Source organism: Stappia sp. 28M-7 (assembly GCF_014252955.1).
Taxonomy (GTDB): domain Bacteria; phylum Pseudomonadota; class Alphaproteobacteria; order Rhizobiales; family Stappiaceae; genus Stappia.
Genome location: NZ_JACMIA010000003.1, coordinates 127,129 through 134,052, shown reverse-complemented (window position 1 = coordinate 134,052; position 6,924 = coordinate 127,129). Strand labels below are relative to the sequence as shown.

The following is a 6,924-nucleotide window of genomic DNA, read 5'->3' as shown; positions in this document are numbered from 1 at the left end:
GACCCGGGCCATCCTCGTCGGTCCGGCCCCCCTTCCAATATGCTCCCGCCCTCTCTCCCGTCGTTTTCCCTCTCATGGAGACACAGGGGCAATCCGGGCACGGACGGATATGCCCGACGGGCACCGCGCCCAGGCCGGATTTCCTTGAATACGGGGCAGGGCGTTCCCACATCAAAATCGTTCTCGAACACGAGAGGAGTGTAGATGAGCTACGGAACCGCCACCCATGCAAGCGGCCCCGCAGGGGCTTCGTGCCGTCCGGCCATCCGTCCCGGCTGGTCGCCGGCAACGATCGCCCTGATGGTGCTCGGCTTCATCGTCTTCTGGCCGCTCGGCCTTGCGATGCTGGCCTATATCCTGTGGGGCGACCGCCTTCCGAGCCTCGCACGCGATGCGCGCGAGCAGTGGAATGCCAGCCCCTTCGGCCAGGGCCTGTCTTCGAGCCGGGGCTTTTCCGACGTCCGCCCGACCGGAAACGCCGCTTTCGACGACTATCGGGCCCGCGAGCTGAAGCGGCTCGAGGAAGAGCGCGCGCGCATCGACGAGATGCGGGCGGAGTTCGACGCGTTCCTGCAGGAGCTGCGCCGGGCACGCGACCAGGAAGAGTTCGACCGCTTCATGGCCGATCGCGGCCGCGGTCCGGCGCAGGCACCGCAGGCATAACGCCAGCGTCCTGCCGAACGCCAAGAACGAAAAAAGCCGCGGACATCGTCCGCGGCTTTTTCGAATCCTGCAGCAGGGCTGGCAGGTCGATCAGTTCGGCTTCTGCTCGCCGCCCGCCTGGGCCTGCGCGGCATTCTGGCGGTAGAGCGCCGCGAAATCGATCGGGTCGAGCATCAGGGGCGGGAAGCCGCCATTGCGCGAGGCCTCGGCCAGAATGTTGCGGGCGAAGGGGAAGAGCATGCGCGGGCACTCGATCAGCACGAACGGGTGCAGGTGCTCCTGCGGCACGCCGACGATGCGGAACAGGCCGCCATAGACCAACTCGATGGCGAAGACGGTCATCGCCGAGGTCTTGGCGCTGGCGGTCAGCGTCAGCACCACCTCGAACTGGTTCTCGCCCATCGGCTGGGCGCCGACATTGACGTTGATGTCGAGCTTGGGCTGCTCCTGCGGCTGCAACGATCCCGGCGCGTTCGGGTTCTCGAAGGAGAGATCCTTGATGTACTGGGCGAGAATGCTCATGCCCGGCACACCGCCGGCCTCGTTGCCCTGGCCCGCGGCCGCGTCGTTCGTGTCGCTCATGCGTCAGCTATCCTGTCTCGATGACATCCAGATTCCGGCGCGCAATCCCCGTTCCGCTTGCGGACACGCAGGCTTGCGCGCTCAAACTCGCAGCATCGGCTAGCATGGCAAGACCGCCCTGCCAAGGGCTGATTGGCCGCCGGGGCATCTCCCGCCGCCAGTGCGCACCCCCCGGCAAAGGCCGTCCCCGCCGGATTTGACGCCGCAGGGCGCGCGCGCCACAACAGGCGCAAACCCCTCAGGCAGGCCGGCAGGACACGATGGACGATACCGACAGACCCGAACTGGGCTCCCCGCACCGGCGGCTGAAGCTCGACACCCTGGTGCGCCTGCGCTGGCTGGCGATCGCCGGCCAGACCGCCGCGCTGGTGGTCGTGCACTTCTATCTCGCCTACCCGCTTCCGCTCTCCTATTGCGCGGCGCTGGTCGCCGCCTCTGCCTGGCTCAATATCTTCCTGAAGGTGCGCTCGCCCCAGTCGCAGCGCCTGTCGGAGCGCTATGCCGCGCTGCAGCTGGCCTATGATCTGGCGCAGCTCGGCGGTCTTCTCTATCTGACGGGCGGCCTCGGCAATCCCTTCGTCTTCCTTCTGCTTGCACCGGTCATGGTCTCTGCCGCCGGCCTTTCAGCGCGCAACACGATCTATCTCGGCCTGCTTGCCACGGTGATCGCAACGCTGATCGCCGTCTTTCACCTGCCACTGCCCTGGCCGGAGGGCCAGACCTTCCGCCTGCCGCAGGTCTATGCGGTCGGCCTGTGGATCGCGCTGGTCTGCTCGCTGGCCTTCATGAGCGTCTATGCGTTTCGCGTCGCCGAGGAGGCGCGCCAGCTCTCCGATGCGCTGACCGCGAGCGAGCTGGTGCTGGCGCGCGAACAGCACCTGCATGCGCTCGACGGACTGGCCGCGGCCGCTGCGCACGAGCTCGGCACGCCGCTGGCCACCGTCTATCTGTCTGCCAAGGAGCTGGTGCGGGACCTTGCCGACGAGAAGACCCCGCCCTCCACCGAGGCGGTGAAGGAGGAGCTCACGCTGATCCTGTCGCAGGCAGAGCGCTGCCGCGAGATCCTGTCCAAACTCTCCTCGCTGCCCGACGACCGGGACGCGCATTTCCGCGGCGAGAAGCTGTCGCACATGATCGACCAGGTGGTGGAGCCGGCGCGCGCCTATGGCGCCCGCATCCGGATCGACATCCAGGGCGAGGGCGATGAGCCGATGGCCCGGCGCAATCCGGCCATGTATTACGGGCTCGGCAATCTGCTGGAGAACGCCGTCGACTTTGCCGACAACACAGTGACCGTCTCCGCCCGCTGGACGGGGACGCAGGTGCTGCTGGAAATCTCCGACGACGGCCAGGGGTTTCCGCCGGACGTGATGGCAAGGCTCGGCGAGCCCTATGTCACCGCGCGCGGGGCCCGGGACGGCCGGCCGGGGCAGGGCCAGACCGGCGGCGGTCTCGGCCTCGGCTTCTTCATCGCCAAGACGCTGCTGGAGCGCACGGGCGCCGACCTTCGCCTGCGCAACCGCCCGCCGCCGGAGCGCGGCGCCGTCGTGCGCATCGCCTGGCCGCGCGACGGCCGGTCTCCGTGGCATGAAGGCGCGAGCGGAAATGACGCAGCACCGACACCGCCCCTCGATTTGCCCGGAGCGGAAACGTACTTATAAAAGGTCTAAAGAGATCCGGCGGCGGAATGCACGGCGGCAGAACAAACGGGACGGTGCGATGAGTGAAGAGTCAGGAACGGACAGCGTCGTGGAGGGCAACCTGCTTATCGTCGACGATGATCGCCCGTTCCAGCAGCGCCTGGCGCGGGCGATGGAGAAGCGTGGCTTCACCACCGTGACCGCGGACAGCGTGCGCGAGGCGCTGGAGGCGATACAGGCCGATGCGCCGGACTATGCTGTCGTCGACATGCGGCTGGAGGATGGCAGCGGCCTCGACGTGGTCGAGGCGATCCGCGCTCGCAAGCCGGATGCCCGGGTGGTGATCCTGACCGGCTACGGCAACATCGCCACCGCTGTCACGGCCGTGAAGCTGGGCGCCGTCGACTACCTGGCAAAGCCGGCGGATGCCGACGACGTGCTCGCCGCCCTGCTGTCGGAAGGCGAGGAAAAGGCGCCGCCGCCCGAAAACCCGATGTCGGCCGACCGGGTGCGCTGGGAGCATATCCAGCGGGTCTACGAGCTGTGCGACCGCAACGTGTCGGAGACGGCCCGGCGGCTCAACATGCATCGCCGCACCCTGCAGCGGATCCTCGCCAAGCGCGCGCCGCGCTGACCCGGGCCGCGGCCCCTTACAGCACGCCGTAGCCGGTCGCCGCCCGTGCATCGGGGTCGTGCAGATCATGAAGCCGCAGGGCGGCGGACTGCGCGAATCTCAGGAGCACCGCCTTGCGGGTCGCGGCCGGCAGGCGGTGTTCGGGCGCCTGGCGCAGGATCTCTGCGCCGAAGCCGTCGGAGAGAATGAGCCCGGCATCCGGCGGAAAGACCTCCGCCGGCACGTCGGCATGGGTGGCGAAGAACAGCCGGTCGCAATGCAGGCGGTAGTCCGGCCACTTGCTGTCGGCGCGCAGGTCCGCCAGCGACGACTTTACCTCGACGATCCAGATCTCTCCTTTGGGCCCGACCGCGGCGATGTCCGCGCGCCGCCCCGACGCCAGCGTCAGCTCGCCGACGCAGGCAAAGCGCAGCTGCCGCAAGAGGCGCGCCGCCCCGCGCCAGACCCGCAAGGCCGTCTCCGATTGCCGGCCGTCGACCAGCGGCTGGTCGAGCTGGATGCGTTGCCCGCTCATTCGCCCAAGTCCCGTTCCTCTTTTGTTCGACCCGAACACTAGCCCCGTGTGCGCCGGAAAGACAAGCCCGTTGCACGCGCGAGGATGCCGCGCGCGCCCGGCACCGACCGCCGACAACGAAAGAGGGCCGCGAACACTGTCCGCGGCCCCGAAACGCTCTTGCAGGAAAAGCTGCCTGCGATGCCGGCTCAGCGACCTTCCAGGAAGCCCATGATGCGACGGGCATCGCGCAGCACCGGGCCGGCGATCTCCGAAGCTCGGCCGGCGCCCTCGCGCAGCACCGCGTCGATATGGCCGGGATCGTTGAGCAGGCGATTCATCTCGCCGGTCATCGGCGCCAGCTTGTCGACCGCAAGATCGGCAAGCGCCGGCTTGAAGACCGAGAAGGGCTGGCCGGCGAATTCCGAAAGCACCGCGTCCTTGGACTTGCCCGACAGCGCGGCATAGATGCCGACGAGGTTGGCCGCCTCGGGACGCTCGGCAAGGCCGTCCATTTCGCTCGGAAGCGGCTCCGGATCGGTCTTGGCCTTGCGGATCTTCTTGGCGATCTCCTCGGCCGAGTCGCGCAGGTTGATCCGCGACAGGTCGGACGGATCCGACTTCGACATCTTCTTGGTGCCGTCGCGCAGGCTCATGATGCGGGTCGCAGGCCCGGCGATCATCGGCTCGGTCAGCGGGAAGAATAGCTCGTCCGGCAGTTCCGGGCTCGGCGTCGGGTTGGGAACACCCAGGCCCAGCTCCTTGATCTGGTCGGCGAAGTCGTTGTTGAACTTCTGCGCGATGTCGCGGGTCAGCTCCAGATGCTGCTTCTGATCATCGCCCACCGGCACATGCGTCGCGCGATAGGCCAGGATGTCGGCCGCCATCAGCGTCGGATAGGCGAACAGGCCGACCGAGGCATTCTCCCGGTTCTTGCCCGCCTTCTCCTTGAACTGGGTCATGCGGCTCAGCCAACCGATGCGGGCGATGCAGTTGAAGATCCAGGCAAGCTCCGCATGCTCGCGGACCTGGCTCTGGTTGAAGATGATCGCCTTCTTCGGATCGATGCCTGCGGCAAGATAGGCGGCGGTCACCTCGCGCGTGGTCCCGGCGAGGAGCGCGGGATCGTGCTTGACGGTGATCGCATGCAGGTCGACGACGCAATAGATCGCCGGCATCTCGTCCTGCAGCGGCACGAAGCGCGCAATCGCGCCAAGATAGTTGCCAAGATGCAGATTGCCGGTAGGCTGGACGCCGGAGAAAACGCGCGGCTGAAACTCGTTCAAATGACTGTCCCCCAGTTTGGACCTCGGGTTGATCGCGGGATGCGGGCGCGCAGCACATGCCGCGCGTCTCGCGGGTTATGGCGAAGGCGGCAGCCCGGTGCAAGCGACAAGGGGCGGCAGAGCGGGGGCGGAGGTGTTTTCGCCGGCAGCCCTTGCAGGCGCGCAACGCGGAAGGAGACGGCAAGGCTTGCGGCGGGCCGCCCGAAAAGCGGCGGAAGCGCTGGGGCAAAGGGCGGTGCCTGCGTCGAAACGACCATTCGGCATATTCCCAATTCACGCAGCCGCGCCCATCGGTTATAGGTTGGAACGACACTAATTTGCGAGTATTTGAAACCTCGTATGAATCGACGCATAGTTGCCGTCAGAACCCCCGCAAGAGGTCCGGAGGCCGGAATGGATTACGAAAGCTTCTTTCGACACAAGATCGAAGGACTGCACAAAGAAGGCCGGTACCGGGTTTTCGCGGATCTCGAGCGTCAGACAGGCAGCTTCCCCCGGGCAACGCGCCATACGCAGGACGGCTCTCATGAAGTCTCCGTGTGGTGCTCGAACGACTATCTCGGGATGGGTCTTCAGCCGGTCGTAACCGATGCGATGCATGAGGCGATCAAGCGCTGCGGCGCAGGCGCCGGCGGCACCCGCAACATTTCCGGCACCAGCCATTATCATGTGCTGCTGGAGCGCGAGCTGGCCGACCTGCACGGCAAGGAGTCGGCCCTTCTGTTCACCTCCGGCTACGTGTCCAACTGGGCCGCGCTCGGCACGCTCGCCGCGCACCTTCCGGGCTGCGTAGTTCTGTCGGACGCGCTGAACCATGCTTCGATGATCGAGGGCATTCGCTACTCGCGCGCCGAAAAGCGCATCTGGAAACACAATGACGTTGCCGATCTGGAGCGTCAGCTCGCCGAGATCGAGCCGGGCCGGCCGAAGCTCGTCGCCTTCGAATCTGTCTACTCGATGGATGGCGACATCGCGCCGATCAAGGAAATCTGCGACGTTGCCGACAAGTACGGCGCGATGACCTATCTCGACGAAGTGCATGCGGTCGGCCTTTACGGTCCGCGCGGCGGCGGCGTTGCCGAGCGCGAGGGCCTGATGGACCGCCTGACGGTGATCGAGGGCACGCTCGGCAAGGCGTTCGGCGTCATGGGCGGCTACATCGCCGCTTCCGAGGCGCTGTGCGACTTCGTGCGTTCCTTCGCCTCGGGCTTCATCTTCACCACCGCCCTGCCGCCGGCCCTGGCCGCCGGCGCCCGCGCCTCGATCCAGTATCTGAAGTCGGCCGACGGCGAAGCGCTGCGCGCGCGTCACCGCAACCGGGTGGCGACGCTGCGCCGCAAGCTCGATGCAGCCGGCATCCCGCATATCGACAATCCCAGCCACATCGTCCCGGTGATGGTGAAGGATCCGGTCAAGTGCAAGATGATCTCGGACATCCTGCTCGACAGCTACGGGATCTACATCCAGCCGATCAACTACCCGACGGTGCCCAAGGGTCTGGAGCGGCTGCGGATCACCCCCTCGCCGCTGCATAGCGACGGCGACATCGACCATCTGGTGCGCTCGATCGAGTCGCTGTGGTCGCAGTGCGCGCTCGCCCGGGCCGTTGCCTGAGCCGACAGCACC

7 protein-coding genes are annotated in these 6,924 nt (G+C 66.9%); 4 read left to right on the top strand and 3 right to left on the bottom strand.

The window, feature by feature from the left end:
• Positions 1–204: 204 nt before the first annotated feature.
• Positions 205–663: a DUF2852 domain-containing protein gene (locus tag H7H34_RS22800; RefSeq protein WP_120269769.1), complete on the top strand. Its 459-nt coding sequence runs from the start codon at positions 205–207 to the stop codon at positions 661–663.
• A 90-nt stretch (positions 664–753) separates the two neighbouring features.
• On the opposite strand, the gene secB is transcribed toward H7H34_RS22800, so the two are convergent.
• On the bottom strand, positions 754–1,245 hold the full coding sequence (secB, locus tag H7H34_RS22795; protein WP_120269770.1) for a protein-export chaperone SecB: 492 nt from the start codon (positions 1,243–1,245) through the stop codon (positions 754–756).
• A 260-nt stretch (positions 1,246–1,505) separates the two neighbouring features.
• Here secB and H7H34_RS22790 point away from each other — a divergent pair, with 260 nt between their 5' ends.
• Positions 1,506–2,906: an ActS/PrrB/RegB family redox-sensitive histidine kinase gene (locus tag H7H34_RS22790; protein WP_185926850.1), complete on the top strand. Its 1,401-nt coding sequence runs from the start codon at positions 1,506–1,508 to the stop codon at positions 2,904–2,906.
• Between the two features lie 58 nt (positions 2,907–2,964).
• On the top strand, positions 2,965–3,519 hold the full coding sequence (locus tag H7H34_RS22785) for an ActR/PrrA/RegA family redox response regulator transcription factor (RefSeq protein ID WP_120269772.1): 555 nt from the start codon (positions 2,965–2,967) through the stop codon (positions 3,517–3,519).
• Positions 3,520–3,535: 16 nt separating this feature from the next.
• Here the strand turns inward: H7H34_RS22785 and H7H34_RS22780 are convergent, their stop codons facing one another.
• Both H7H34_RS22780 and trpS read right to left on the bottom strand, forming a co-directional pair.
• Positions 3,536–4,033: an MmcB family DNA repair protein gene (locus H7H34_RS22780; RefSeq protein WP_120269773.1), complete on the bottom strand. Its 498-nt coding sequence runs from the start codon at positions 4,031–4,033 to the stop codon at positions 3,536–3,538.
• A gap of 188 nt (positions 4,034–4,221) precedes the next feature.
• Positions 4,222–5,298: a tryptophan--tRNA ligase gene (gene trpS / locus H7H34_RS22775; RefSeq protein WP_185926849.1), complete on the bottom strand. Its 1,077-nt coding sequence runs from the start codon at positions 5,296–5,298 to the stop codon at positions 4,222–4,224.
• 393 nt (positions 5,299–5,691) lie between these two features.
• Here trpS and hemA point away from each other — a divergent pair, with 393 nt between their 5' ends.
• Positions 5,692–6,912 carry a 5-aminolevulinate synthase gene (gene hemA, locus H7H34_RS22770; protein ID WP_185926848.1) on the top strand — a complete coding sequence of 407 codons (1,221 nt, stop codon included), beginning with the start codon at positions 5,692–5,694 and terminating at the stop codon, positions 6,910–6,912.
• The last annotated feature ends 12 nt before the right edge of the window (positions 6,913–6,924 follow it).